Origin of the sequence: Klebsiella aerogenes, from assembly GCA_029027985.1 — a bacterium.
GTDB lineage: Bacteria > Pseudomonadota > Gammaproteobacteria > Enterobacterales > Enterobacteriaceae > Klebsiella > Klebsiella aerogenes_A.
The window spans coordinates 4588659-4613346 of sequence record CP119076.1 but is presented as its reverse complement, the minus strand read 5'-3'; the positions used below and the strand labels follow the sequence as shown (position 1 = coordinate 4613346).

Sequence of the window (24688 nt, the reverse complement as noted above, 5' to 3'; positions counted from 1 at the left end):
CAACTTCCGGTTTATTGTGTTAATACCTGCCTCTCGTAAACCTGGAGATACATCGCGTGTTTCAAAAAGTTGACGCCTACGCCGGCGACCCCATTCTCTCCTTAATGGAGCGTTTCAAAGAAGATCCGCGTAGTGACAAAGTGAACCTCAGCATCGGTTTGTACTACAACGAAGACGGTATTATCCCGCAGCTGCAGGCGGTGGCGGAAGCCGAGGCGCGCCTTAACGCGCAGTCGCACGGTGCCTCGCTGTATCTGCCGATGGAAGGACTGAATAGCTACCGTCATGCGATTGCTCCGCTGTTGTTCGGCGCCGATCATCCCGCGCTGGCGCAAAACCGCGTGGCGTCGATTCAAACGCTGGGGGGTTCCGGCGCGCTGAAAGTCGGCGCCGATTTCCTGAAACGCTACTTCCCACAGTCCCGCGTATGGGTCAGTGACCCAACCTGGGAAAACCACATTGCCATATTTGAAGGGGCTGGATTCGAAGTAAGTACTTACCCTTGGTTTGATGACGAGACCAACGGCGTGCGCTTTGAAGCCTTCATCGCGAAGCTGCAGACCCTTTCCGAGCGCGATATCGTGCTGTTGCATCCGTGCTGCCACAACCCGACCGGCGCCGACCTGAGCAACGCGCAGTGGGATGAAGTCGTTAAGGTACTGAAAGCGCGTAACTTAATTCCTTTCCTCGATATTGCCTACCAGGGCTTTGGCGCTGGCATGGAAGACGATGCCTACGCCATCCGCGCGATTGCCAGCGCTGGTTTGCCAATGCTGGTCAGCAACTCTTTCTCCAAAATCTTCTCACTGTACGGCGAGCGCGTTGGTGGTCTGTCGATTGTATGTGAGGACGCCGAAACTGCAGGTCGTGTGCTGGGTCAGCTGAAAGCGACGGTACGCCGCAACTACTCCAGCCCGCCGAATTTCGGCGCGCAGGTGGTGGCGGCGGTATTGAATGACGCTGCGCTGAAAGCCTCATGGCTGGCGGAAGTCGAAGCCATGCGTTCGCGTATTTTAACCATGCGCCAGACGCTGGTCGACGTACTGAAAGAAGCGGTTCCGGGTAAGAATTTTGACTATCTGCTGAAGCAGCGCGGCATGTTCAGCTATACCGGGTTCAGTTCGGCGCAGGTTGATCGTCTGCGTGATGAATTTGGCGTATACCTGATTGCCAGCGGTCGTATGTGCGTAGCGGGTCTTAACTCGCGCAACGTGCAACGCGTCGCTCAGGCGTTTGCTGCTGTAATGTAAGTACTTACTTACTAAATTCCCCTCGCCAGCGTTAAGGTGAGGGGAATATCCTGCCTGAAGTGTGATCATGCTCCTTTTATATGACATTTAAGTAGAAAATCCTTTCTATCTGTAAGGGCTGGCGTTAAGGTCTTGCTGCATTGATAAGCGCACTCATGATTAAAAATAATAACGAATCGATTATTTAGACCCTAAATAACTCAGGTTGCTGCTCTGCGGCCTGGCGCATAAGGGGCATAGGGATAAATATGCGTAAGTTAACGTTGGCCATTAGCGCCACTTGTCTGTTATTCGCTTTAAATAGCGCCGTTATCGCCCGAGCGTCTACCCCGCAACCAATTTGGGAAGGGACTAATGTCGCGAAACTCGCCGAACAGGCGCCGATCCATTGGGTATCGGTCGCTCAAATTGAAAATAGCCTGCTTGGGCGCGCGCCGATGGCGGTGGGTTTTGATATCGATGATACGGTGCTGTTTTCCAGCCCTGGTTTCTGGCGTGGGCAAAAAATCTACTCCCCGGGCAGCGAAGCCTATCTGAAGAACCCGGAATTCTGGGAAAAGATGAACAACGGCTGGGATGAGTTCAGCATGCCGAAAGAGGTTGGCCGCCAGCTGATCGCGATGCACATCAAACGCGGCGACAGTATCTACTTTGTGACCGGCCGCAGCCAGACGAAAACCGAGAGCGTCTCGAAAACCCTGCAGGATGATTTTCTGATCCCGGGCGCGAATATGAATCCGGTGATTTTTGCCGGTGATAAGCCAGGCCAGAACAGCAAAACTCAATGGTTGCAGGCGAAGAATATCAAAGTCTTCTACGGCGACTCCGACAATGATATTTCCGCCGCCCGCGATGCTGGCGCGCGTGGGATCCGTGTGCTGCGCGCGGCAAACTCGTCCTATAAACCACTGCCGATGGCCGGTGCGCAGGGGGAAGAGGTGATTGTGAATTCAGAATATTAAGCCGCGATCAATCCGGGGGTTCTGAATACCAGGAAGACAGCCCGCAGGCTGTCTTTTTTTTGTACTAAATTCAGCGTTTGAGGTTTTACCTTTTCACTTCTTGCTGCAAACTTAAAAGGATTCACACATTAAAAGGAGCCGTTTATGTGGCATCAGCAAACCCTGACATTGGGCCCGAAATCTCGTGGTTTCCATCTGGTGACTAACGAAATTCTTGGCCAAATTCGCGAACTGTCGCGGGTTAAGGTAGGCCTGCTGCATCTGTTGCTCCAGCATACTTCCGCTTCCCTGACGTTAAACGAGAACTGCGATCCCACCGTCCGTTTTGATATGGAGCAGCATTTTCTCAACGCCGTACCAGACAACGCGCCGTATGAACATGACTATGAAGGTCCTGATGATATGCCCTCGCACATAAAATCCTCGCTGCTGGGCGTTTCCCTGATGTTGCCGGTGCAGAACGGCGACGTCATGTTGGGGACCTGGCAGGGGATCTGGCTGGGGGAGCATCGTATTCACGGCGGTTCGCGGCATATTGTCGCAACGCTTACGGGAGAATAAAAAGATGACCCTATCGGATTTACTGCTGTACTGCATGGCGAAGCCGGGTGCGGAGCAAAGCGTACATAGCGACTGGAAAGCCACGCAAATCAAGGTGGCGGACGTGTTATTCGCGATGGTGAAAGAGGTGGAAGATAAGCGGCCAGCGGTCGCGCTGAAGGCTAGCCCGGAGCTTACCGAGCTGCTGCGGGAACAGCATCGCGACGTTCGCCCCAGCAGGCATCTGAACAAAGCTCACTGGAGTACCGTTTTCCTCGATGGCTCCCTGCCGGATTCGCAAATTTACTACCTGGTGGATGCGTCATACCAGCAGGCGGTCGAGCTACTGCCAGAGGATAAGCGTCGACTTTTACCGTAGAGACGCAGCAGTGTTGACTGCAGTCGCGTCTGGCGCGCGATACTTGGGTTGTTGGCGCGAAGACGGGCGATATCGCGTTGACCCTTCCAGCCGCAATCACAGGCTGTCTTCGGTCAGCCAGTCTCGGGCTGTCAACATCATTCCCCTCCTGGCCGCTGGCGTTCCCCAGCGATAGCTTGTTGATAAAGCTAAATAGTCTGTCGGGATAAATACGTCGCTTCAGCGGCGCTGAAGGGCGCATCTTGCATCGTGCGATGGGCGTAGACGCGCAGATAAGACGATGAGATGAAATAAGATGGGGCCTCTCCCGGCAGGAAGAGGCCTGGGAACTTACTTGAGCATAGGCTTCAGGAAGCGCGCCGTGTGCGAGGCTTCGCATTCGGCAACGGTTTCCGGCGTACCGGAAACGAGGATTTCCCCGCCGCCGCTGCCGCCTTCCGGGCCGAGGTCGACAATCCAGTCCGCAGTTTTAATGACATCGAGGTTGTGCTCAATCACCACGATGGTGTTGCCCTGATCGCGCAACTGGTGCAGTACATCCAGCAACTGCTGGATATCGGCAAAGTGCAGGCCCGTGGTCGGCTCATCAAGGATATACAGCGTCTGACCGGTACCGCGCTTGGAGAGCTCGCGAGCCAGCTTCACGCGCTGGGCCTCGCCGCCGGAAAGCGTGGTCGCCGACTGGCCAAGACGAATGTAGGTTAGACCGACATCCATCAAGGTTTGCAGCTTGCGCGCCAGCGCCGGGACAGCATCAAAGAACTCACGCGCTTCTTCGATGGTCATATCCAGCACTTCATGGATAGTTTTACCCTTGTACTTAATCTCCAGCGTTTCGCGGTTATAGCGTTTGCCTTTGCACTGGTCGCACGGCACATAGATATCAGGCAGGAAGTGCATTTCGACCTTGATCACCCCATCGCCCTGGCAGGCTTCGCAGCGACCGCCGCGAACGTTAAAGCTGAAACGGCCAGGCGTATAGCCGCGCGAACGCGATTCCGGCACCCCGGCGAACAACTCGCGCACCGGCGTAAACACGCCGGTATAAGTGGCCGGGTTAGAGCGCGGCGTACGGCCGATAGGGCTCTGGTCGATATCGATGACTTTATCGAAGTGCTCCAGCCCCTGGATTTCGCGATACGGCGCCGGTTCGGCAATGGTTGCGCCGTTCAGCTGGCGCTGGGCGATCGGGAACAGCGTATCGTTAATCAGCGTTGATTTACCGGAACCGGAGACGCCGGTAATGCAGGTAAACAGGCCGACCGGCAGCGTTAACGTGACGTCTTTCAGGTTGTTGCCGCGCGCGCCGGTGAGCTTCAGCACTTTTTCCGGGTCGGCAGCGACGCGCTGTTGCGGAACTTCAATTTTACGCTTACCGCTCATGTACTGCCCGGTGAGGGATTCCGGCACTGCCATAATGGCCTCCAGCGAGCCTTCCGCCACCACCTGTCCGCCGTGTACGCCAGCGCCCGGGCCGATATCGATCACGTGGTCGGCAGCGCGGATGGCGTCTTCGTCATGTTCGACGACGATCACCGTGTTGCCCAGGTTACGCAGGTGGATCAGCGTACCGAGCAGGCGTTCGTTATCGCGTTGGTGCAGGCCGATGGATGGCTCATCCAGTACGTACATCACGCCGACCAGCCCTGCGCCAATTTGGCTCGCCAGACGGATACGCTGGGCTTCGCCGCCGGAGAGCGTTTCCGCCGAGCGGGACAGCGTCAGGTAGTTCAGGCCGACGTTGACGAGGAACTTCAGGCGATCGCCAATCTCTTTCAGTACTTTTTCGGCGATTTGCGCCCGCTGGCCGGACAGCTTCAGATTGTTGAAGAAGTCCATTGCGTGGCCGATGCTCATATCGGAAATGGTCGGCAGCGGGGTGTTTTCCACAAACACGTGGCGCGCTTCACGACGCAGACGCGTACCGTCACAGCTGGCACACGGTCGGTTGCTGATGAATTTCGCCAGCTCTTCGCGCACCGCACTGGATTCGGTCTCTTTATAGCGACGCTCCATGTTGTGGAGCACGCCTTCGAACGGATGGCGGCGCACGGAGGTATCACCGCGGTCGTTCATGTATTTAAATTCAATATTCTCTTTGCCGGAACCGTACAGCACTACTTTCTGCACGCTGGCGCTGAGGGTACCCCACGGCGCTTCAACGTCGAACTTATAGTGCTCTGCCAGCGACTTCAGCATCTGGAAATAATAGAAGTTGCGGCGATCCCAGCCGCGGATCGCGCCGCCGGCCAGCGATAGCTCTGGATTCTGGATCACGCGATCGGGATCGAAATACTGCTGAACGCCGAGGCCGTCGCAGGTTGGGCAGGCGCCCGCCGGGTTGTTGAAGGAGAATAGCCGCGGCTCCAGCTCGCGCATGCTATAGCCGCAAATCGGGCAGGCGAAGTTGGCTGAGAACAGCAGCTCTTCCGCTTTGCTGTCATCCATATTTGAGACAATCGCGGTACCGCCAGAGAGCTCCAGCGCGGTTTCGAAAGACTCCGCCAGGCGCTGAGCGAGATCTTCACGCACTTTGAAGCGATCGATGACCACCTCGATGGTGTGCTTTTTCTGCAATTCCAGCTTTGGCGGATCCGAGAGATCGCAGACTTCGCCATCGATCCGCGCGCGGATGTAGCCCTGGCTGGCAAGGTTTTCCAGCGTTTTAGTATGCTCGCCCTTACGCTCTTTAATAATCGGCGCCAGTAGCATCAGGCGCTGGCCTTCCGGCTGAGAGAGCACGTTATCGACCATCTGACTGACGGTTTGCGCGGCGAGCGGCACGTCGTGGTCCGGGCAGCGCGGTTCGCCGACGCGAGCGTATAGCAGACGCAGATAGTCGTGAATTTCGGTAATCGTACCTACCGTCGAACGGGGGTTGTGGGAGGTTGATTTCTGCTCAATAGAAATCGCCGGCGACAGCCCCTCGATATGGTCGACGTCCGGTTTCTCCATCAATGACAGGAACTGTCGCGCGTAGGCGGAGAGTGATTCGACGTAGCGACGCTGGCCTTCGGCGTACAGAGTGTCGAAAGCGAGTGAGGATTTGCCAGACCCAGAAAGCCCGGTGACGACAATCAGTTTGTCGCGCGGGATGACGAGGTTGATGTTTTTGAGATTATGGGTGCGGGCGCCCCGAACTTCGATCTTATCCATTCACCTTTCCCGGTAGGTAGATACACGGATTGCCTGGTTTGTTTGAAGGACAAACGGCAGAAACGGCTAATTATGACACAACTTGACCTGTCTGGATATACAGTATTGGAATGGCGCAGCGGGAAGAGCGTGAAAATTTGCATAGCGACGGGATGTTTTCTGGAATTGGCTTCGCAGCTATCAAATTGCCCCTTTGTGGTGTTAGAATTCCCGGTTTACACTTATACAAAACGTATTATTCAGGAGATTCGATCATGGCCAGCAGAGGCGTAAACAAGGTGATTCTCGTCGGTAATCTGGGGCAGGACCCGGAAGTACGCTACATGCCAAGTGGCGGCGCTGTCGCCAACTTCACGCTGGCAACTTCCGAATCCTGGCGCGATAAGCAAACCGGCGAAATGAAAGAGCAGACTGAATGGCACCGTGTTGTGCTGTTCGGCAAGCTGGCAGAAGTCGCTGGCGAATACCTGCGTAAAGGTTCTCAGGTTTATATCGAAGGCCAGCTGCGTACCCGCAAATGGACCGACCAGTCCGGTCAGGACAAGTACACCACTGAAATCGTGGTGAATGTCGGCGGTACCATGCAGATGCTGGGCGGCCGTCAGGGCGGCGGCGCGCCAGCAGGCGGCGGCCAGCAGCAGGGCGGTTGGGGTCAGCCTCAGCAGCCGCAGGGCGGCAACCAGTTCAGCGGCGGTGCACAGTCTCGTCCGCAGCAGCAGGCTCCGGCAGCGCCATCTAACGAACCGCCGATGGATTTCGACGACGATATCCCGTTCTAAGGCTTGCCTTATTACGTACTGCCAGCGCAGTAAACCAAACAAAAGCCCCGATGTTTCGGGGCTTTTTCGTTTCTGCAGTCAGTGTGCCGGAGTTGACGTTTGAGGCGCTGTTGGCGGCAGCGTGTAAGGCTGAGGTTTACCTGTCCCTGGTTCAGGTAGCGGCGCGGCCGTCGCCTTTTGCTTGCGGGCGATGTCATCCATAATCAGCCGATAGGCGATGTAATACTTGTAGATATTGCTGACGTAGGTCACGGTTTCAGCGCCGATTTTCTCTGCCGCGAGATTTTCGACATTGCCAAACCAGACGTTCGGGTCAAAGCCACGCTGTTTGGTTTCCTCACGCAGGCGAGCAATGCGCGCCGGGCCGGCATTGTACGACGCGAATGAAAACAGCGCCTTATTGAGCGGCGTCATGGGTTCGTCGCCATAATAGTGGTCAATCATCCAGCGCATATACTTCACGCCAGCATGAATGTTGGGATCGATTTTCTTGATATCGCCCACCTCCAGCTCTTTACCGGTCGCTGGCATCACCTGCATCACGCCGATCGCGCCGACGTGGCTGCGCACCGACTGATTGAGCCGCGATTCCTGATAGCCCTGGGCGGCCATGAGCAGCCAGTCGACATCATAGCGTTCGCCATATTTTCTGAATATTTCCACCATCTGTAAGAACTTTGCCCGTTCTTTGTTGGCGGCGGCATTTTTAACGTAGGTCGCGCTTTTCAGGTAACGTAGCAGAATGGTATTCCCAAGCGTCGAACCCTGGCGATTACGCTTCACAAAGTCATTCAGCACCGCGAGCAACTGAGGGTTATCTTTGCGCACCGCCCAGGCGATATCGCCGCCATCCCGTAGCACAATGTCTTCATGTACCTGAATTTTTGGAAACACCTGTTTCCAGAAAAGCGCTTTATGGCGATCGACCACGATCAGCGGAATTAATCCGGCGCTAAGCATCTCAAGAAGATCTTCATCCTCGAGCGCTTCAGGGGCCTCTTGCAGGATGACCGGCGGGAGCGATGCTTTGGCAAAACGGGCATTGAGCGCTTGCAGGCTCTCGTAATAGCTGGAAGAGCGTCGAACAAAAACGGTTTTACCAGAGAGCTGTTCCAGGTTTTTCACCTCGGGTGAGGAGGGACCCGACACCAGCAGTTCTTTGACATTGCTGTATAGCGGAGTGGTGAAGGCGACCAGCCCCTGGCGGGTGGTGGTAATGGTCAGGTTGGCGGCGGCGATATCGCCTTTGCCTTCATTCAGCGCGGTGAACAGGTTATCGCGCGTAACCGGGATAAACACGATACGAACTTTGAGGTGTTTTTGTTTGAGTTTCTCCTCCTTTGCCAGTTTGCTATTGAGATCCTTTTCAAAAGCGATAAACAGATCGTGCGTAGCGCCGCGCTGGGTGCCTTTATCGATAAAAAAGAAAGTCTTGCTGTAGGTCGTTAACACCCGGATCGCTCGCCGGTTGATCATGTCCGGGAGGTCGCCTTTTTGCGGCTGCATGATGTAATCCATGTTGATGGCCAACGCCGTTTTATCATCCTGCGTGGACGGCGGTTTTTCTGTCGAGACGGCGAATGACGGGGCGGCAAAAAGCAGGGCGAGGAGACAGGCCGAAACCGTTGCCAGGCAACGGCGATAAACGAAGATGTTCATGATGCGGTACTCTGCAGGAAGATGGTTATATTTTAGTCAATTCATAGACTCGCCAGCGTCTTTTTCTTGCCAACCTCGATCTTGAGCTCAGCAACGTAGGCGGTACTGTCGCGCGCGCTATAATAAAAAAGGGGGATAGGTTTATGGTTCGCGGATATGTTTTTAATATGTGATCGCCCATCACTTTTTACCGATCGGCGACTATCAAAATGATATTTTTGTCTGCTCTTTAAAATCTATTGTAAGGTTATTTAAGATATCTGCATGGTTATGTATTTTTAGTATTAATACATAGTTCGTAGAATACCTGGATTAGCTTACTTAATAGGGGGTAATACCGTTTGTATGAGGATTGTCCTATATCACACTATTTATCTGCAACCTTGCAGTCTATGGGAAGGAGTGCTATCACTAAATTTCCCACAACAGACTTTTACTCGTAAGGATGGAAGATGAAATGGACTATTCTTAACACCCTTATCTGCCCGCACACTGGCGTTGCATTCTCATCTATTTCAGGATTACGCTTCCTGAAATTTATTATCTGGTATGAAGCCGACCTTTTATTACTACCTGGCGAAACCATCAAACTTTATTCCTCTAAAGTTTTAATTAATGAGCAATATCATTCATTAAAAATTTATAACATTACGCTTTATGATGAAAAACAATGGGAAAAGTTAAGGGAGCGACCAATCTGCCCGTATAATTTTGATATAGCGGACCCGGAACCCTGTGTTTATCAATCTCATTGCGCAGTGAAGCGTTGCCCGAACGATCGCCATCAGCGCATGTTCTGCGAAGAGTATTAGTTCGGGCCACTGACGACTATTCGACTAAGAGGGCGGTGAGCCGCGTCTGCACGTCCGGGCACCCCGCTAACACCAGGTTACCGTTTAACAGACCATTATCGGCAAGAAAATCATTGCTGGCGCCGCCGGCTTCAAGGATCAGCAGCATTCCTGCCAGCGCGTCCCAGCTGTGCATTCGCGCTTCATAATAGGCATGCACCTGCCCGGCGGCGACGTGCGCTAGCATGAGCGCGCCGGCGCCGAAACGGCGATACTCCATACCGTCATTCAGGACCGCGGCGAGTGTGCGGGCGTAATTTTCCACTGATGCGCGGCTGGAACGGCCTATGCCGATAATGACGGTATCAGGGGCGGGTTCGCATAGCGTCAGGGGTTGCTCATTCAGAAAAGCGCCTTTCCCCCGTTGGGCGAAGAAGAATTCATTACGGTCAGGGGCATAGATAATCCCGAGCTCCAGTTGGTTATCGACAACCCGCGCCAGCGAGATGCACCAGTAATCCATCCCCTGAATATAATTGGTGGTGCCGTCGATAGGGTCGATCACCCAGGTTCCCTGTGTGCCGCTTTCCAGCCCGCCCTCTTCGCCGAGGATGCCATCCTGCGGAAAGTGGACTTTCAGCCAACATCTGATTTCCTGTTCCACAAACCGATCGGCGTGGGAGACAAAATCCTGACGCGCTTTTTTATCAATCTGGAGCCCGGCATTGCGCAGTTCTTGCGCGTGGGTACCCAGTTGGCGAATGAGTTGGCATAGCGACTGCAGTTGTCCTTCCGGCATGTGATGTCTCTTCAGTGATTTTGGTCATGTCCAGAGCATACTGTACGCCGCGACTGTTGCAGAAAATAAAAAAGCTCCCCGTAGGAAGCTTTTTTATCAAGTCATCATCATTGGCCATTCGGGCGGCGTCTGGCTCATGACCTCAACCATCACGTCTTTAATGTTGCCCCAGATTTTCGCGACATCCATCAGGGTGATGCCCAGCAAACCGGTCGCAAACCAACAGGCGGCGGCCAGGCCCAGGCAGCTGCAAATAATCGCTAAGCCAGCGTAGTCGCTTTTACGTAATTGAATATTCAGCGAGCTGGCGAGGAACATCAATACCGCGCTCACGAGGGGCCAGCGCAATAGTACGACACTGGTAGTAATGGAAGCCATTAACCTTATCCTATCTCTCAAAGAAAGTCGGGAACCTTAGACAACCTGGCGTGACTATCGATAATGAGACGCTTTGGCTATCTGCGGGCATTCAAGGGAGTGATGAAACGACATTTTTGTTTCATCAACTTGTGTGAACTATATCACATTTGTTGGTTTATTCACCAGTCAAAAAATGACCTTTTCCGCCATTTTTAAACCATAAAATAAGCATGGTTAATATCGAGAGGAAGCGTGCTCACACTGCGCGACAGCTGTTTTTCTACCCTGTTCAGGGTGGTTCGCCGGTTGTTGATATTTGTTCTACGGGTTTTGTTACTTATTACAGGTAATTGTACGAAGAAACCGAATTAGTAAGTAGCGAGTGTCTTAATTATTACGAGAGTGTTTCTCGATTCATCTATAAGTAAGTATGATTCATCATTATTAGGTGTGAGGTTTTTACATTAATGTGTTCGTTGCTGAAATTCGCTGTTTTTTATAACAGTCGGCAATGGCTAATTTTTGCCCTTATACCTTGATTAAGGCGTATCGCATGGACAAAAAGCGGAAATGAATCGTAGTGCGCCGCATAAGGCGTTAAGAATATTCTTCATCATCCTGGTGGTTGTGCTGCCGGTGGTGTTGGCGTTGTGGTTCGCGCAAATTAGAGCCCGGGAAGACATATCGGATAGACTGCGGTCGTTTTCACAGTTGGCGTTGCAAAAAACGGAAATGGTCATCCATGAATCCGAGCAGGCGCGTGAAAAAGCCATGCAGTTTTCAGGGGTAATGTGCTCCCCGCAGCATCAGAGTTATATGTTGAATATTGTTCGCGGCCTGCTGTATGTCGATGACTTAATTTACACCAACGGCAATCAGTTTATCTGTTCGACGGCGGTGCATCCCGAGAAGAGCTGGCGCATACCGGCGGCGAATTATACTAAAAAGCCTGACGTCTCCATTTATTACTACCGCGACACGCCGTTTTATCCTGGTTATGCCATGAACTATATGCAGCGTGGACATTACGCCGTGGTGGTTAACCCGCTCTCTTATAGTTCGGTCATTTCCAGTGATAAAGATTTAGCCTACGGTGTTTTCGATACCAAAACGAACCTCTTTTTCTCCATCAGTAAAAATGTTGATGTTCAGGAACTGCATCGGCTCATTCGCCATGAAGACGCTTTTTTTAATCAGGATGGCCGGGTTTATATTGTCGCCCACTCGTCGATTCGCCCGATTGCGGTCATCATGTCCACCACGCGCGCCAGTTATTACGCCAGTCTGTATGACCAGGTCACGTTGACCCTGCCGCTGGGGCTGATTTGCAGTATTTTGATTCTGCTGGTCTGGTCACGGAGCCGTCAGCAGTACCATTCGCCGCGTAATAAACTACAACGGGCGCTCAGTCGTCGCCAGCTGTGCCTGCATTATCAACCGATTATCGATATTAAGAGTAACCGTTGCGTTGGCGCCGAGGCGCTGCTGCGCTGGCCGGGGTTCGAGGGGCCGGTCATGAGCCCGGCGGAGTTTATTCCGCTGGCGGAAAACGCGGGAATGATTGCTCAGGTTACGGATTATGTGGTTGATGAGCTGTTCAACGATCTCGGCGAGTATCTGGCCAGACACCCGCAACTCTATATTGCGATTAATCTCTCGGCGTCAGACTTTCACTCCGCGCGGTTAATTGCACAAATTAGCGAGAAAGCGCGCAGCTATTCCGTCTGCGTGAAGCAGATTAAAATTGAAGTGACCGAAAGGGGCTTTATTGATGTACCGAAAACCACGCCGGTTATTCAGGCTTTCCGTGAAGCGGGTTATGAGATTGCTATTGATGATTTCGGTACCGGTTATTCCAACCTGCATAACCTCTATTCGCTCAACGTCGATATTCTGAAGATCGACAAATCCTTTGTGGACACTCTGACCACCAACAGTACCAGCCACCTGATCGCCGAGCATATTATCGATATGGCGCGTAGCCTGCGCTTAAAGACGATCGCCGAAGGCGTGGAAAATAGGGATCAGGTTGATTGGCTGCTTAAGCGCGGCGTGCAATTTTGCCAGGGCTGGCATTTCGCCAGGGCGATGCCGCCGCAGGAGTTTATGCAGTGGCTGGCGAAGTCGCCCGTCTTATTGCGTGCGCCGCACGAAGGTTATCACGCGGAAATCTGATGGCGGTAATCGCTGGGGGTGCGATCGAACTCCCGGCGGAACACCCGCGAAAACGTCTGCTGCGAGACATATCCCAAATCCATCGCGATATCAAAAATAGGGCGTTGCGTGGTTCTCAGCGCTTCGGCGGCGAGCAGTAGTCGGCGCTGGCGAATGTAGTCGCCCAGCGTCTGGTGGGTGACGGTACGGAACATCCGCTGCAGATACCATTTCGAGTATCCCGATTTTTTAGCGACTACATCAATGTTAAGTGGTTGATCGATATGTTCATCAATCCATTCAATAAGCGTTTGGATAATATCCTGATGGGACATAAAGCGGCCTCTCTCAATTCTCGATTCGTCGTTTTGTCTGTCGGCGAGTATAATTCCTCAAGTTAACTTGAGGTAAAGTGCTTTTATGGAAAAGAAACCACCCCGTATCAAAATGCTGCTGTCCCCTGGGGAAGTGGCGAAACGAACCGGCGTCGCCGTCTCGGCGCTGCACTTTTATGAAAGCAAAGGGCTGATCCGTAGCCAGCGTAACGCGGGCAATCAGCGGCGATATCGCCGCGACGTGCTGCGTGCGGTGGCGATCATCAAGATTGCGCAACGTATCGGTATTCCGCTGGCGACGATCGGCGAGGCGTTCGGCGTATTGCCGGAAGGGCATAACCTGAGTGCTAAGGAGTGGAAACAGCTGTCGTCGCAGTGGCGGGAGGAGTTGGACCGACGTATTCATACCCTGACCGCGCTGCGCGATCAGCTCGACGGGTGTATTGGTTGCGGTTGTTTGTCGCGCCGCGACTGCCCGTTACGCAACCCAGGCGACAAACTGGGTGAAGAGGGGACCGGGGCGCGTCTGCTGGAAGAGGATTGAGCGTGAAACGCAGAAAAAACTAAAGCGCCACAACAGGGCGCTTTAGTTGTTTTCCGGTCTTTGTCTTTCGCATTATCCCGCTGGCTCGCGGGAGGGTTTCCCCCGACGTCGACTCCCCTCAGGTATTGCGCAATGTGTTGAAGGAGGTTCCGGATTGCGTCGACAATTTAATTGTGGCACAGCCCGCTGATTTTGCCTCTTTGGTTTGGCGAAATTTTTCCGCCATTGGCCGCCTGTTTCTATAGTTAATTTGAACGAACAACAGGAGAGTGCCATGTTGACGGTCCATCATCTCAATCAATCCCGCTCGCAGCGCGTACTGTGGGCGCTGGAAGAACTCCAGCTGTCTTATCAGGTCATCTGTTATCAACGCGAAAAAAGCATGCAGGCGCCAGCGGAACTGAAAAAAATTCACCCGTTGGGAAAATCGCCGGTGCTCGAAGACCAGGGCGTGGTGCTGGCGGAATCCGGGGCGATTCTTGAGTATTTGCAGGAAACCTATGATAGCCGCCAGCAGCTCAGGCCGCAGGGGCGGGAAGATAAGCTGCAATATCGCTTCTGGCTACACTACGCCGAAGGGTCGTTAATGCCGCTGCTATTAATGAAGCTTATCTTCGCCAGTCTCGGCAAACCGCCGGTGCCGCTGGGCATGCGCACATTCGGCGGCGCATTAGGCAAGGGGGTGCAAAAGGCGTGGCTGGATAAACAGCTGGCGACCCATGCGACTTACATTGAGCAACATCTGGCTCGCCAACACTGGTTTGCCGGCGCGGCATTGAGCATGGCCGATATCCAGATGAGCTTCCCGGTGATGGCGCTGCTGGCGCGCGGCGGGATTGACGACCTACCGCATACCCGACGCTGGCGGCAGCAGGTTGAGTCGCGTCCCGGGTGGCAAAACGCTATTGAACGCGGCGGCGCGTTTACGTTGCCGGGCGGTTGATGAGCTGAAAAGGTGTTTCTGACCTATAAAAATGTTAATGGATTGCGCATTGACGATAACGTTTGCGCATCGTTTGGCTATTTCCTGAGCTTTGGCGGCAAAATTTGGCCAAATACGACAAACTTCAGTTGAAAAGGGCCGTCTAAAGGCTGGATAATCGTTTGCCTTTTTACTTTGCTCGCTTTTTCCTCTGCCAACAGGGGGGAGCAAAGTCATTCCATACACCGCATGGTATGCGCGGAGTTAAACGTTTGCTTTTTCTCAGCCTCCCTCCTGGCGCCGGGGAAACAGCACAAGGAGATGGCGTTTAACTGGCAGTGGATGGTCCATCACGCATACGAGCGAACGATCAAAATTTTCAGGGGAAGTTTTCTATGTCTACGCCTTCAGCGCGTACCGGCGGTTCATTAGACGCCTGGTTTAAAATTTCAGCTCGCGGCAGCACCGTACGTCAGGAAATCGTTGCCGGGCTAACCACCTTCCTGGCGATGGTGTACTCCGTCATCGTCGTACCGGGAATGCTAGGGAAAGCCGGTTTTCCGCCCGCGGCGGTATTTGTGTCGACCTGTCTGGTGGCGGGCGTCGGTTCATTAGCGATGGGGCTGTGGGCTAACCTGCCGCTGGCCATCGGTTGCGCGATTTCGCTGACCGCCTTTACCGCCTTTAGCCTGGTGCTGGGGCAGCACATCAGTATTCCGGTGGCATTAGGCGCCGTCTTCCTGATGGGCGTATTGTTCACCGTTATCTCCGCCACCGGCATTCGTAGCTGGATCCTGCGCAACCTGCCGCAGGGCGTGGCGCACGGTACCGGTATCGGTATCGGCCTGTTCCTGCTGCTGATTGCCGCCAACGGCGTTGGCCTGGTGATCAAAAACCCGCTGGACGGCCTGCCGGTTGCGTTGGGTAACTTCGACAGCTTCCCGGTGATGATGTCGCTGATTGGCCTGGCGGTGATTATCGGTCTGGAAAAACTGAAAGTGCCGGGCGGTATCCTACTGACCATTATCGGCGTATCGGTGATTGGCTTGATTTTCGACCCTAACGTCCACTTCTCCGGTATTTTCGCCATGCCGTCGCTGAGCGATGAGCAGGGTCATTCGCTGATTGGCAGCCTGGATATCGTTGGCGCGCTGAACCCGGTCGTCCTGCCAAGCGTGCTGGCACTGGTGATGACTGCCGTCTTTGATGCCACCGGTACCATTCGCGCGGTAGCCGGGCAGGCTAACCTGCTGGATAAAGACGGGCAGATCATCAACGGTGGTAAAGCGCTGACGACCGACTCCCTGAGCAGCGTCTTCTCCGGCGTAGTGGGCGCGGCGCCAGCGGCGGTGTATATCGAATCCGCAGCCGGTACGGCGGCAGGCGGTAAAACCGGCCTGACGGCGGTGACCGTCGGCGTGCTGTTCCTGCTGATCCTGTTCCTTTCGCCGCTTTCGTATCTGGTTCCGGCCTATGCGACCGCGCCAGCGCTGATGTACGTCGGTCTGCTGATGCTGAGCAACGTAGCCAAAATCGACTTCAATGACTTCGTTGATGCGATGGCGGGGCTGATCACCGCGGTGTTCATCGTACTGACCTGCAACATCGTGACCGGCATTATGATCGGTTTTGCTTCGCTGGTGATTGGCCGCGTGGTATCCGGCGAATGGCGCAAGCTGAATCTGGGTACCGTGATCATCGCGGCGGCGCTGGTTATTTTCTACGCTGGCGGCTGGGCGATTTAACTTTTCCTGCTAACCACGGGCGGCTTCGGTCGCCCGTTTAATTTTTAAGCCACATCCTGTTTCCTTTTGCGTTAATCTGAGTAGCGTATCATTTCGAGACATGACGCCTCAGATGTAAAAAAAGAAAACGCAGCAAACAGGGAACACATGGAAATATTCTTCACCATACTCATCATGACCCTCGTGGTCTCTCTCTCCGGGGTGGTCACACGCGTACTGCCCTTTCAGGTTCCGCTACCTTTAATGCAAATCGCCATCGGCGCGCTGTTAGCCTGGCCGACCTTTGGTTTGCACGTCGAGTTTGACCCTGAACTCTTCCTTGTTTTGTTTATCCCGCCGCTGCTGTTTGCTGATGGCTGGAAAACGCCGACTCGCGAGTTTATCGAGCATGGGCGGGAGATCTTCGGTCTGGCGCTGGCGCTGGTGGTGGTCACTGTGGTCGGCATCGGCTTCCTGATTTACTGGATTGTGCCGGGGATCCCACTGGTACCGGCATTCGCCCTGGCGGCAGTACTGTCGCCGACCGATGCCGTAGCGCTTTCCGGTATTGTCGGCGAAGGGCGCATCCCGAAAAAAATTATGGGTATCCTGCAGGGCGAAGCGTTGATGAACGACGCCTCCGGTCTGGTGTCGCTGAAATTCGCTGTCGCCGTGGCGATGGGCACGATGGTGTTCACCGTCGGCGGCGCGACCGTCGAGTTCCTGAAGGTGGCGATTGGCGGCATCCTCGCCGGTTTCGTCGTCAGCTGGCTGTATGGCCGCTCGATGCGCTTCCTCAGCCGCTGGGGCGGCGATGAGCCGGCGACGCAAATCGTGTTGCTGTTCCTGCTGCCGTTCGCTTCCTACCTGATTGCCGAACACATCGGCTTCTCGGGGATCCTCGCGGCGGTGGCGGCGGGGATGACCATCACCCGTTCCGGGGTGATGCGCACCGCGCCGTTGGCCATGCGTCTGCGCGCCAACAGCACCTGGGCGATGCTGGAGTTTGTGTTTAACGGCATGGTCTTCCTGCTGTTAGGCCTGCAGCTGCCGGATATTCTGTCGAGTTCGCTGGTGGCGGCAGAGGCTGACCCTAACGTCGAAACCTGGATGCTGTTCACCGATATCGTGCTGATTTACGCCGCGCTGATGCTGGTGCGTTTCGGCTGGCTGTGGACGATGCGTAAGCTTAGCCAGCGCTTCCTGAAGAAGAAACCGATGGAGTTTGGCTCCTGGACTACCCGTGAGCTGCTGATTTCTTCCGTCGCCGGGGTGCGCGGGGCGATTACCCTTGCAGGTGTGCTGTCGATCCCGCTGCTGTTGCCGGACGGCAACGTCTTCCCGGCGCGTTATGAGCTTATCTTCCTCGCCGCTGGGGTGATCCTCTTCTCCCTGTTTGTCGGGGTGATTGCGCTGCCGATTCTGCTGCGCCATATCGAGTCCGGCGATCACGCGCAGCAGCGCAAAGAAGAGCGTCTGGCGCGCGCGGCGACGGCGGATGTGGCGATTGTCGCGATTCAGAAAATGGAAGAACGTCTGGCGACGGATACCAAAGAGAATATCGATAATCAGCTGCTGACCGAGGTGAGTTCGCGCGTCATCGGGAACCTGCGTCGCCGCGTCGATGGGCGCAACGATGTGGAAACCTCAATGCTGGAAGAGAGCCTGGAGCGCCGCTTCCGTCTGGCGGCGCTACGTTCCGAGCGCGGCGAGCTGTATCACCTGCGCGCAACGCGGCAAATCAGCAACGAGACGCTGCAGAAACTGCTGCACGACCTCGACCTGCTGGAAGCGCTGTTAATCGAAGATCAGTAACCTTAAGTCCCGGATGGCGCTACGGCTATCCGGGCTACCGTAAATGTGTCGCCCCGGTAAGCGTTAGCGCGACCGGGGAAACCCGCCACGTTACGTCAGCCAGAACGATTGACTGCACTCCAGCCACGCCTGCGCGCTGCGCGACATATACACCCCTTCGCGCCAAATCATCCCTAACTCCCAACGCAGTTCGCTCTCCAGCGGGATCCAATAAAAATCCTGTGCGTCCAGCCGCTGGCAAATTGGCTCCGGCAGGATCGCCACGCCAATTCCCGCCTGCACCATCGCCGCCAGAAAATCCCACTGGCCGCTGCGCACGGCGATACGCGGCTTCACCTCATGCTCGGCAAACAGACGCATCAACTGCTGGCTGAGGGCGAAGTCTTCGTTGTAGATAACCAGCGGGTGTTCCGCCAGGCTTTCCGGCGAAATAGACGTTCTGCCCTGCCACTGCGCCGTCTTCGGCACGAGAACGCAGAGCGGGTGGCTAAAGAGCGACAGCGTTGTCAGGCCGCTGGCCTCATCGACCGGCAGCGCGGTCATCGCCAGATCGAGCTCGCCGTTGCTGACGGCCTGTTGTACCGTCAGCCCGCCGAATTCGGCAATTTTCAGCTCCACGCCAGGGTAGCGCTGGCGAAAACGGCTGATGGGTTCAGCCATCAGCATACCGACCATCGGCGGGATCCCCAGACGTAGCACGCCGTTGTTCAGGTGGTTAATATCGCTGAGCTCGGCTTTTAGCTGACTGAATTCGCCGAGGATCGCCTGCCCGCGCTCGAAGACGACGCGGCCGGTATCGGTTAATAACAGCTTACGGCCATCGCGGATAAGCAGGGTGCAGTTCAGCTCGTCTTCCAGATTTTTGAGCATCTTGCTGATGGTCGGCTGCGTGACGAAGAGTTTTTCTGCCGCTCGGGTGAAGCTTTGCTGGCGGACCACTTCGACAAAATAACGCAACGTGCGTATATCCATGATTATTCCCTGAGACTATACCTGTGATGATTTTAATTCATTTCTGTCCGCAGGGGCGGCTCTCTATACTGCACGCCTGTCTTATTTTTCAGGAATTCCGCTCATGGCCTTCGCGCCAGCACGTGTTGCGCCTTTGGTGGTGCAACGTCTCCAGGTACCGGTCCAGGTACTGCTCTATGCCGGACTGTTCGTCTGTGCAGAATATCTGGTTAACTGGCTCCATTTGCCGCTTCCGGCCAACCTTGTCGGCATGCTGATGCTCCTGATGCTGATCGTCTGCCGGGTGATCCCGCTGAACTGGGTGCGCGCAGGGGCGCGCTGGCTGTTGGCGGAAATGCTGCTCTTTTTTGTCCCGGCGGTGGTGGCGGTCGTTAATTATGCCCAACTGCTGATGGTAGACGGTTGGCGTATCTTTCTCGTGATTGCGCTGAGCACCGTGATGGTGCTGGGTGCCACGGCATGGGTGGTGGATAAAGTCTATCGCTATGAAGTGAGCCGGTTGAAAAATGAGTGATTTTACCCTGAGCATGCTGTGCCTGGCGGTTACCCTGGGACTCTATTTCGCCAATAAACGGCTTTATCGCCGCTTCCACACACTGCCGTTGATGCCGCTGGTGTTGACGCCGGTGCTGCTGGTACTGATCCTCGTGTTTGGTCATATCTCCTACCAGAGCTATATGGGCGAGTCGCACTGGCTATTGTGGCTATTGGGACCGGCGACCATCGCCTTTGCCGTGCCGGTGTATGACAACCTGGCGATCATTAAGCGTCACTGGATGTCGTTGACCGCCGGCGTCGTCACGGCTTCCGTCGTCGCGGTGACAAGCTCCGTCTGGCTGGCGCGCTTGTTTACCCTTTCCGATGAAATTCAGCGCAGCCTGGCAGTACGCTCGGTAACGACGCCGTTTGCGCTAGCGGCGGCGAAACCGCTTGGCGGTCAGCCTGACCTGGTAGCGCTGTTTGTGGTGGTCACCGGCGTATTCGGTATGGCGATAGGCGATGTGTTGTTCTTACGCCTGTCGATCAGCGCTGGCATGGCGAAAGGGGCCGGATTCGGCGCGGCCTCGCACGGTGCCGGGACGGCTCGTTCTTATGAACTGGGTCAGCAGGAGGGGGTCGTCGCCAGCCTGGTGATGATGCTTTCCGGCGTGGTGATGGTACTGGCGGCGCCGTTGGTGCGGTTAGCGATGTTTTAGTTAACCCCATCCCCGGCGTTAAACCGGGGATGGGGAAGGTGCTTAATGCGCCTGGCCGCGTTCGATACCAATACCCGTTTGCGAACGGATGAACTGGGCGCGGAACTGCTCGCGCTCGCGCATCCCTTCGGCGGAATTATCGGTAATTGAGAACAGCCAAATACCGATAAAGGCGATGGCGATGGAGAACAGCGCCGGGTATTCATACGGGAACAGCGCTTTCTCGTGACCGAGGATCTGCACCCAGATAGTCGGGCCGAGGATCATCAGAATCACCGCGGTCAGCAGCCCCAGCCAGCCGCCAATCATCGCGCCGCGGGTGGTCAACTTCGACCAGTACATCGACAGCAGGATAATCGGGAAGTTACAGCTGGCGGCGATGGAGAACGCCAGGCCGACCATGAAGGCGATATTCTGGTTTTCGAACAACACTCCGAGCAGAATCGCCACCACGCCAAGGATCAGCACGGTAATTTTTGAGACCTTCAGCTCTTCACGCTCGGTTGCCCCTTTCTTAATGACGTTAGCATAGAGGTCGTGAGAGACTGCCGATGCGCCCGCCAGGGTCAACCCGGCGACGACCGCCAGAATAGTGGCGAAAGCCACTGCCGAGATAAAGCCGAGGAACAGATTGCCGCCGACCGCGTTCGCCAGATGCACTGCCGCCATGTTATTGCCGCCGATAAGCTGCCCGGCCGCGTCTTTAAACGCCGGATTCGATCCCACCAGCATGATCGCGCCGAAGCCGATGATAAAGGTCAGGATGTAGAAATAACCCATAAAGCCGGTAGCATAGAACACGCTCTTACGCGCTTCGCGAGCGTCGCTCACGGTGAAGAAACGCATCAGGATATGCGGCAGGCCGGCGGTACCGAACATCAGGCCGAGACCGAGCGACAGCGCCGATATCGGGTCTTTCACCAATCCGCCAGGGCTCATGATCGCCGCCCCTTTCGGGTGAACCGCCATCGCTTCGGTGAACAGGTTATTGAAGCTGAAACCGACGTGCTTCATCACCATAAAGGCCATAAAGCTGGCGCCGAACAGCAGCAGTACCGCTTTGATAATCTGCACCCAGGTGGTAGCGAGCATGCCGCCGAACAGCACGTACAGCACCATCAGCACGCCGACCAGCACTACCGCGACGTGGTAGTTCAGGCCGAACAACAGTTGAATGAGCTTACCGGCGCCGACCATCTGAGCAATCAGATACAGGGCGACCACCACCAGAGAACCACAGGCGGAGAGAGTACGGATCGGCCCCTGCTTCAGGCGATAAGACGCCACGTCGGCAAAGGTGTAGCGGCCGAGGTTACGCAGGCGTTCGGCGATCAGAAACAGAATAATCGGCCAGCCGACGAGGAAGCCGAGTGAATAGATCAGCCCGTCATAACCCGAGGTGTACACCAGTGCCGAGATACCGAGGAACGAGGCTGCCGACATAAAGTCGCCGGAGATCGCCAGCCCGTTCTGGAAGCCGGTAATATTGCCGCCCGCGGTGTAGTAATCGCTCCGCGAACGCACGCGTTTCGATGCCCAGTACGTAATGTACAGCGTCATAGCGACAAAAATAACGAACATGATAATCGCCTGCCAGTTGGTCGGCTGGCGCTGCACCTCGCCGGTAATGGCATCGGCGGCGTTCGCGGCGAAAGGGAGCGTGGCGGCAAGCGCCGTCAGGACTTTTTTCATGATGCTTGCACCTCGCTAATCACGCTTTTGGTCAACTTGTCGTATTCGCCATTTGCCCGCCAGACGTAGATGCCGGTCAGGATGAAGGAGATGATAATGACGCCGATGCCAATAGGGATACCGCGAGTGACGCTGGTACCTTCATGCAGCGGTGTTCCCAGCCAGCCGGGCGCGAAGGCGATAAGCAAAATAAAGCCCACGTAAATCACTAACATAATGACTGACAGAATGGCGGCAAACCGTTGCCGTGATGCAACTAACTCCCTGAAATTTTCACTATTTTCTATCCGCTGACAAATTTGTTCATTCATCTTTAGCGTCTCCAGAGGTAACCCTTGTGTCATCCATCGGCTATCCGTCGGCAACAGCGATCCGCTCGGCGTTTGCGCGTCGAGTAGAAGCTGATTTACCGCTTTCCTGCTGAATAGAATCCTTGGGGGGAGTTTATGTTTTTAACCTCTCCCCCGATCGAGGGAGAGGGGGTAGGGAATAAGTTAGGTTTATGACGGCATAGTAATGGCCTGCTTCTCTTCGAGCAGTTTGTCCACGACCCCCGGATCGGCAAGCGTTGAGGTGTCGCCGAGGTTGCTGGTATCGCCGGCGGCAATCTTGCGCAGAATTCGGCGCATGATTTTACCCGAGCGGGTTTTCGGCAACGAGTCGGTCCAGTGCAGCACGTCCGGCGTCGCCAGCGGGCCAATCTCTTTACGCACCCAGTTACGTACCTCGGCATACAACTCCGGCGTGGGGTCTTCGCCGTGATTCAGCGTCACGTAAGCGTAGATGGCCTGGCCTTTGATGTTATGCGGAATACCGACCACCGCCGCTTCGGCGATTTTCGGATGCGACACCAGCGCGGATTCAATTTCCGCGGTGCCCAGACGGTGGCCGGAGACGTTCAGTACGTCGTCGACGCGCCCGGTGATCCAGTAGTAGCCGTCTTCGTCGCGACGGGCACCGTCGCCGCTGAAGTACATGTTTTTAAAGGTCGAGAAGTAGGTCTGCTCGAAGCGCTCGTGATCGCCGAACAGGGTGCGCGCCTGGCCAGGCCAGGAGTCGGCGATCGCCAGATTGCCCTCGGTCGCGCCTTCCAGCGGCGTTCCTTCGTTGTCCACCAGTACTGGCTGGACGCCAAAGAACGGACGCGTCGCGGAACCGGCTTTCAGCTCGATGGCGCCCGGCAGCGGAGTGATCATGAAGCCGCCGGTTTCGGTCTGCCACCAGGTGTCCATCACCGGGCACTTCTCGTTGCCGATTTTCTTCCAGTACCACTCCCAGGCTTCCGGGTTAATCGGTTCGCCGACCGAGCCGAGAATGCGCAGCGAGGAGCGGTCGGTACCTTCAATAGCTTTGTCACCTTCCGCCATCAGCGCGCGGATTGCAGTCGGCGCGGTATACAGAATATTGACCTGATGTTTGTCCACCACCTGGCACATGCGCGCCGGGGTCGGCCAGTTCGGCACGCCTTCAAACATCAGCGTAGTGGCGCCACAGGCCAGCGGGCCGTACAGCAGGTAGCTGTGACCGGTGACCCAGCCCACGTCGGCGGTACACCAGTAGATATCGCCCGGATGATAATCAAAAACGTATTTGAAGGTGGTCGCCGCGTACACCAGATAACCGCCGGTGGTGTGCAGCACGCCTTTCGGTTTGCCGGTAGAACCGGAGGTGTAGAGGATAAACAGCGGGTCTTCGGCGTTCATTTCGACCGGCTGATGCTGGTCGTCGGCTTTTTCAATCAGATCGCTCCACCACAGGTCGCGACCTTCCTGCCAGTCAATATTGCCGCCGGTGCGTTTGAGTACCACCACGTGCTCGATGCTGGTGACGTTCGGGTTTTTCAGCGCGTCATCCACGTTTTTCTTCAGCGGGATGGCGCGACCGGCGCGCAACCCTTCGTCAGAGGTGATCACCAGGCGTGAGTTAGAGTCGATAATGCGCCCGGCTACTGCCTCCGGCGAGAAGCCGCCGAAAATGACGGAGTGGATGGCGCCGATGCGGGCGCAGGCCAGCATCGCGACGGCGGCTTCCGGCACCATCGGCATATAAATAGCGACAACATCGCCTTTTTTAATGCCCAGACTGAGCAATACGTTGGCAAAACGACACACATCGCGATGCAGTTGGCGATAGGTAATGTTTTTGCTCTGGCTGGCGTCGTCGCCTTCCCAGATGATGGCGGTCTGGTCGCCGCGCTCATGCAGATGGCGGTCGAGACAGTTAGCGGCGAGGTTCAGGGTGCCGTCTTCGTACCATTTAATGGAGACATTCCCCGGCGCGAAAGAGGTGTTTTTCACCTGTGAGTAAGGTTTGATCCAGTCGAGGATTTTACCCTGCTCGCCCCAGAAGGCATCTGGGTTGGTGACGGATTGTTGGTAGTTCTCCTGGTACTGTTGCGGATTCATCAGGCAACGTTCCGCAATGTTTGCGGGAATAGGGTGTTTATGTATTTGGCTCATGGCTTTTTTTCTCCTTTAACTTGTTAAATATATGTCAAATAACCGTTAATAATAGGGTCTTTGCCAGCTTTGTTTGCTATTTGGGGGGCAGATCACGCATTGATTAAACTGAATGAAAATCAATCAAATGAAACTTTGAAGTGAAATAATTTACCATGTGTATTTATAGAAACTGAATATGTTAAATATTTTTTATAACA

The 24688-nt window shown here is 55.1% G+C and carries 22 protein-coding genes; 13 read left to right on the top strand and 9 right to left on the bottom strand.

Features of this window, described 5'->3' with window-relative positions; translation table 11 throughout:
- Positions 1–56 precede the first annotated feature (56 nt).
- From tyrB to PYR66_21895, 4 genes are all read left to right on the top strand, one after another.
- Positions 57–1250 carry an aromatic amino acid transaminase gene (tyrB, locus tag PYR66_21910; protein ID WEF27896.1) on the top strand — a complete coding sequence of 398 codons (1194 nt, stop codon included), beginning with the start codon at positions 57–59 and terminating at the stop codon, positions 1248–1250.
- Positions 1251–1498: 248 nt separating this feature from the next.
- The gene (gene aphA, locus PYR66_21905) at positions 1499–2212 is read left to right on the top strand and encodes an acid phosphatase AphA (protein WEF27895.1); all 714 of its coding nucleotides are present in this window, start codon (positions 1499–1501) and stop codon (positions 2210–2212) included.
- Between the two features lie 144 nt (positions 2213–2356).
- Positions 2357–2773 (top strand): secondary thiamine-phosphate synthase enzyme YjbQ, encoded by a 417-nt coding sequence (locus PYR66_21900; GenBank protein ID WEF27894.1) that lies wholly within the window; start codon positions 2357–2359, stop codon positions 2771–2773.
- A gap of 4 nt (positions 2774–2777) precedes the next feature.
- On the top strand, positions 2778–3131 hold the full coding sequence (locus tag PYR66_21895; protein WEF27893.1) for an MmcQ/YjbR family DNA-binding protein: 354 nt from the start codon (positions 2778–2780) through the stop codon (positions 3129–3131).
- Between the two features lie 330 nt (positions 3132–3461).
- Here the strand turns inward: PYR66_21895 and uvrA are convergent, their stop codons facing one another.
- A complete protein-coding gene (gene uvrA / locus PYR66_21890; GenBank protein ID WEF27892.1) occupies positions 3462–6287 on the bottom strand; it encodes an excinuclease ABC subunit UvrA in 2826 nt (941 codons plus the stop codon).
- Between the two features lie 254 nt (positions 6288–6541).
- Here uvrA and ssb1 point away from each other — a divergent pair, with 254 nt between their 5' ends.
- Positions 6542–7066, top strand: coding sequence for a single-stranded DNA-binding protein SSB1 (ssb1, locus tag PYR66_21885; protein WEF27891.1), 525 nt, complete (start codon positions 6542–6544; stop codon positions 7064–7066).
- A 78-nt stretch (positions 7067–7144) separates the two neighbouring features.
- On the opposite strand, the gene PYR66_21880 is transcribed toward ssb1, so the two are convergent.
- Positions 7145–8725, bottom strand: a complete 1581-nt coding sequence (locus tag PYR66_21880; GenBank protein ID WEF27890.1) for a lytic transglycosylase F — start codon at positions 8723–8725, stop codon at positions 7145–7147.
- A gap of 452 nt (positions 8726–9177) precedes the next feature.
- Between PYR66_21880 and iraM the strand changes: the two genes are divergently transcribed.
- Positions 9178–9537, top strand: a complete 360-nt coding sequence (gene iraM / locus PYR66_21875; protein ID WEF27889.1) for an anti-adapter protein IraM — start codon at positions 9178–9180, stop codon at positions 9535–9537.
- A 16-nt stretch (positions 9538–9553) separates the two neighbouring features.
- On the opposite strand, the gene PYR66_21870 is transcribed toward iraM, so the two are convergent.
- Positions 9554–10315, bottom strand: a complete 762-nt coding sequence (locus PYR66_21870) for an inositol monophosphatase (protein WEF27888.1) — start codon at positions 10313–10315, stop codon at positions 9554–9556.
- A 96-nt stretch (positions 10316–10411) separates the two neighbouring features.
- Positions 10412–10693 carry a YjcB family protein gene (locus PYR66_21865; GenBank protein WEF27887.1) on the bottom strand — a complete coding sequence of 94 codons (282 nt, stop codon included), beginning with the start codon at positions 10691–10693 and terminating at the stop codon, positions 10412–10414.
- 552 nt (positions 10694–11245) lie between these two features.
- On the opposite strand from PYR66_21865, the gene PYR66_21860 reads away from it, so the two are divergent.
- Positions 11246–12850: an EAL domain-containing protein gene (locus tag PYR66_21860; protein ID WEF27886.1), complete on the top strand. Its 1605-nt coding sequence runs from the start codon at positions 11246–11248 to the stop codon at positions 12848–12850.
- Here the strand turns inward: PYR66_21860 and soxS are convergent.
- Positions 12835–13164 carry a superoxide response transcriptional regulator SoxS gene (gene soxS / locus PYR66_21855; protein ID WEF27885.1) on the bottom strand — a complete coding sequence of 110 codons (330 nt, stop codon included), beginning with the start codon at positions 13162–13164 and terminating at the stop codon, positions 12835–12837. The two genes, PYR66_21860 and soxS, sit on opposite strands and share 16 nt — an antisense overlap.
- 85 nt (positions 13165–13249) lie before the next feature.
- Between soxS and soxR the strand changes: the two genes are divergently transcribed.
- The 4 genes from soxR to PYR66_21835 all read left to right on the top strand — a co-directional run bounded on the left by soxR (position 13250) and on the right by PYR66_21835 (position 18169).
- Positions 13250–13708, top strand: coding sequence for a redox-sensitive transcriptional activator SoxR (soxR, locus tag PYR66_21850; protein ID WEF27884.1), 459 nt, complete (start codon positions 13250–13252; stop codon positions 13706–13708).
- A gap of 274 nt (positions 13709–13982) precedes the next feature.
- The gene (locus tag PYR66_21845) at positions 13983–14651 is read left to right on the top strand and encodes a glutathione S-transferase (protein WEF27883.1); all 669 of its coding nucleotides are present in this window, start codon (positions 13983–13985) and stop codon (positions 14649–14651) included.
- Between the two features lie 374 nt (positions 14652–15025).
- Positions 15026–16375 carry an NCS2 family permease gene (locus PYR66_21840; GenBank protein ID WEF27882.1) on the top strand — a complete coding sequence of 450 codons (1350 nt, stop codon included), beginning with the start codon at positions 15026–15028 and terminating at the stop codon, positions 16373–16375.
- Positions 16376–16522: 147 nt separating this feature from the next.
- A complete protein-coding gene (locus PYR66_21835) occupies positions 16523–18169 on the top strand; it encodes a Na+/H+ antiporter (GenBank protein ID WEF27881.1) in 1647 nt (548 codons plus the stop codon).
- A gap of 90 nt (positions 18170–18259) precedes the next feature.
- Here the strand turns inward: PYR66_21835 and PYR66_21830 are convergent, their stop codons facing one another.
- Positions 18260–19141: a LysR family transcriptional regulator gene (locus PYR66_21830; GenBank protein ID WEF27880.1), complete on the bottom strand. Its 882-nt coding sequence runs from the start codon at positions 19139–19141 to the stop codon at positions 18260–18262.
- Between the two features lie 103 nt (positions 19142–19244).
- Between PYR66_21830 and PYR66_21825 the strand changes: the two genes are divergently transcribed.
- Together PYR66_21825 and PYR66_21820 are read left to right on the top strand one after the other, a co-directional pair.
- The gene (locus PYR66_21825) at positions 19245–19655 is read left to right on the top strand and encodes a CidA/LrgA family protein (protein ID WEF27879.1); all 411 of its coding nucleotides are present in this window, start codon (positions 19245–19247) and stop codon (positions 19653–19655) included.
- The gene (locus tag PYR66_21820; protein WEF27878.1) at positions 19648–20337 is read left to right on the top strand and encodes an LrgB family protein; all 690 of its coding nucleotides are present in this window, start codon (positions 19648–19650) and stop codon (positions 20335–20337) included. The genes PYR66_21825 and PYR66_21820 overlap by 8 nt, the downstream gene beginning before the upstream one ends.
- Positions 20338–20379: 42 nt before the next feature.
- On the opposite strand, the gene actP is transcribed toward PYR66_21820, so the two are convergent.
- From actP to acs, 3 genes are all read right to left on the bottom strand, one after another.
- Positions 20380–22029, bottom strand: a complete 1650-nt coding sequence (gene actP, locus PYR66_21815; GenBank protein WEF27877.1) for a cation/acetate symporter ActP — start codon at positions 22027–22029, stop codon at positions 20380–20382.
- Entirely contained in the window at positions 22026–22340 is a 315-nt protein-coding gene (locus tag PYR66_21810) for a DUF485 domain-containing protein (protein WEF27876.1), read from the bottom strand. The genes actP and PYR66_21810 overlap by 4 nt, the downstream gene beginning before the upstream one ends.
- 189 nt (positions 22341–22529) lie before the next feature.
- Positions 22530–24488: an acetate--CoA ligase gene (acs, locus tag PYR66_21805; GenBank protein WEF27875.1), complete on the bottom strand. Its 1959-nt coding sequence runs from the start codon at positions 24486–24488 to the stop codon at positions 22530–22532.
- Between the last annotated feature and the right edge of the window lie 200 nt (positions 24489–24688).

Coding starts and splice junctions, on each gene's coding strand:
- PYR66_21820 (WEF27878.1), top strand. CDS start 19,648: ATGAGTGATTTTACCCTGAGCATGCTGTGCCTGGCGGTTACCCTGGGA.
- uvrA (WEF27892.1), bottom strand. CDS start 6,287: ATGGATAAGATCGAAGTTCGGGGCGCCCGCACCCATAATCTCAAAAAC.
- PYR66_21860 (WEF27886.1), top strand. CDS start 11,246: ATGAATCGTAGTGCGCCGCATAAGGCGTTAAGAATATTCTTCATCATC.
- acs (WEF27875.1), bottom strand. CDS start 24,488: ATGAGCCAAATACATAAACACCCTATTCCCGCAAACATTGCGGAACGT.
- PYR66_21880 (WEF27890.1), bottom strand. CDS start 8,725: ATGAACATCTTCGTTTATCGCCGTTGCCTGGCAACGGTTTCGGCCTGT.
- PYR66_21830 (WEF27880.1), bottom strand. CDS start 19,141: ATGGATATACGCACGTTGCGTTATTTTGTCGAAGTGGTCCGCCAGCAA.
- actP (WEF27877.1), bottom strand. CDS start 22,029: ATGAAAAAAGTCCTGACGGCGCTTGCCGCCACGCTCCCTTTCGCCGCG.
- PYR66_21840 (WEF27882.1), top strand. CDS start 15,026: ATGTCTACGCCTTCAGCGCGTACCGGCGGTTCATTAGACGCCTGGTTT.
- PYR66_21870 (WEF27888.1), bottom strand. CDS start 10,315: ATGCCGGAAGGACAACTGCAGTCGCTATGCCAACTCATTCGCCAACTG.
- PYR66_21835 (WEF27881.1), top strand. CDS start 16,523: ATGGAAATATTCTTCACCATACTCATCATGACCCTCGTGGTCTCTCTC.
- PYR66_21825 (WEF27879.1), top strand. CDS start 19,245: ATGGCCTTCGCGCCAGCACGTGTTGCGCCTTTGGTGGTGCAACGTCTC.
- iraM (WEF27889.1), top strand. CDS start 9,178: ATGAAATGGACTATTCTTAACACCCTTATCTGCCCGCACACTGGCGTT.
- soxS (WEF27885.1), bottom strand. CDS start 13,164: ATGTCCCATCAGGATATTATCCAAACGCTTATTGAATGGATTGATGAA.
- PYR66_21845 (WEF27883.1), top strand. CDS start 13,983: ATGTTGACGGTCCATCATCTCAATCAATCCCGCTCGCAGCGCGTACTG.
- PYR66_21865 (WEF27887.1), bottom strand. CDS start 10,693: ATGGCTTCCATTACTACCAGTGTCGTACTATTGCGCTGGCCCCTCGTG.
- PYR66_21895 (WEF27893.1), top strand. CDS start 2,778: ATGACCCTATCGGATTTACTGCTGTACTGCATGGCGAAGCCGGGTGCG.
- aphA (WEF27895.1), top strand. CDS start 1,499: ATGCGTAAGTTAACGTTGGCCATTAGCGCCACTTGTCTGTTATTCGCT.
- soxR (WEF27884.1), top strand. CDS start 13,250: ATGGAAAAGAAACCACCCCGTATCAAAATGCTGCTGTCCCCTGGGGAA.
- ssb1 (WEF27891.1), top strand. CDS start 6,542: ATGGCCAGCAGAGGCGTAAACAAGGTGATTCTCGTCGGTAATCTGGGG.
- PYR66_21900 (WEF27894.1), top strand. CDS start 2,357: ATGTGGCATCAGCAAACCCTGACATTGGGCCCGAAATCTCGTGGTTTC.
- PYR66_21810 (WEF27876.1), bottom strand. CDS start 22,340: ATGAATGAACAAATTTGTCAGCGGATAGAAAATAGTGAAAATTTCAGG.